Source organism: Caulobacter sp. FG7 (genome assembly GCF_057808875.1).
This window is the reverse complement of record NZ_JBMDIW010000068.1, coordinates 1-1,198: the sequence shown is the minus strand read 5'-3', so window position 1 is coordinate 1,198 and position 1,198 is coordinate 1. Positions and strand designations below refer to the sequence as shown.

General features: G+C 64.9%; 1 protein-coding gene. It reads left to right on the top strand.

Annotated features, from left to right (window positions below; genetic code table 11):
• Positions 1-342: 342 nt before the first annotated feature.
• On the top strand, positions 343-1,083 hold the full coding sequence (locus ACODR1_RS24760) for a GntR family transcriptional regulator (RefSeq protein WP_488882814.1): 741 nt from the start codon (positions 343-345) through the stop codon (positions 1,081-1,083).
• Positions 1,084-1,198: the final 115 nt, after the last annotated feature.

The window sequence follows — 1,198 nt, the reverse complement described above, 5'->3', positions numbered from 1 at the left end:
CCGCATCCGGCGTCTCATCCAAAGGCGCCACCCAGCCTGAAAGCGGCGAAGAAAGCAGCAGGCCCGTCGATGCGCCCGCCTCCATGACGTGTCGCCCGGGGCCGGCTCGCGGTGTGCTTGCAGGGGATGATTGATGGCTGGGCATGGATGCCATTTTAATACCATTCCAAAAACTCTCCCCCTGACGGAGAGCCGAAAACCGTTTGACACAAAAGCGGTTTATCGCCCTGTTGCGATTTATCGGACCAAATCGGCCGACAAAAGAGGACTTAGATTGGTATGTATGCAATGAGCTGCTCCGAAACGCGGCGCCAAGCTCGACCTCTGGTGGGAAACTAACCCATGTTGCTCTCCGAACGTATCGGTCCGATCGAAAGCGCCTCCTCAGCGCCGCTCTACCTGCAGCTCCAGAAAGCCCTGCGCGAGGCGATACAGCACAAGGTGCTGACGCCGGAAGACGCCCTGCCGCCCGAACGCGACATGGCCGAGGACTTCAACGTCTCGCGCATCACCGTGCGCAAGGCGCTGGAAGGCCTGGTCCACGAGGGCCTGCTGACGCGCCGCCAGGGCGCGGGCACCTTCGTCGCCGCCCGCGTCGAAAAGAACTTCTCCAAGCTGACCTGCTTCACCGAGGACATGATTTCGCGCGGCCGCAGCCCCCATAGCGAGTGGCTGGCTCGCATGGAAGGCGCGGTCACGCCCGAGGAATCGCTGACCCTGGGCCTGTCGCCCAGCACGCCGGTCTATCGCTTCCACCGCATCCGCTACGCCGACGGCGCGCCGATGGCGGTGGAGTATTCGACCATCGCCGCCTTCGCCCTACCCTCGCTCGATGTGGTCGACCATTCGCTCTACGAGGCCATGGCCAGCGCCGGCTACAAGCCGGTCCGCGCCCTGCAGCGCCTGCGCGCAGTGCTCATCACCCCACAGCACGCGGGCCTGCTCGGCGTTAAGGCCAAGGACGCCGGCCTGCTGGTGGAGCGGCGCGGCTTCCTGCGGGACGGCCGCGCGGTGGAAGTGACCCAGTCCTACTACCGCGGCGACACCTACGACTTCGTGGCCGAACTGAACGACCCCGCCTGATTTCCTGATCACCCCGAGTATCGGAGTAAAGCCCGTGACGGCGCTGCCCCATTCCCATTTCCAGCCCCTCACCGCCGAGGCGACGCGGATGCACCTCGAAGCGGGGGAAGCCTCG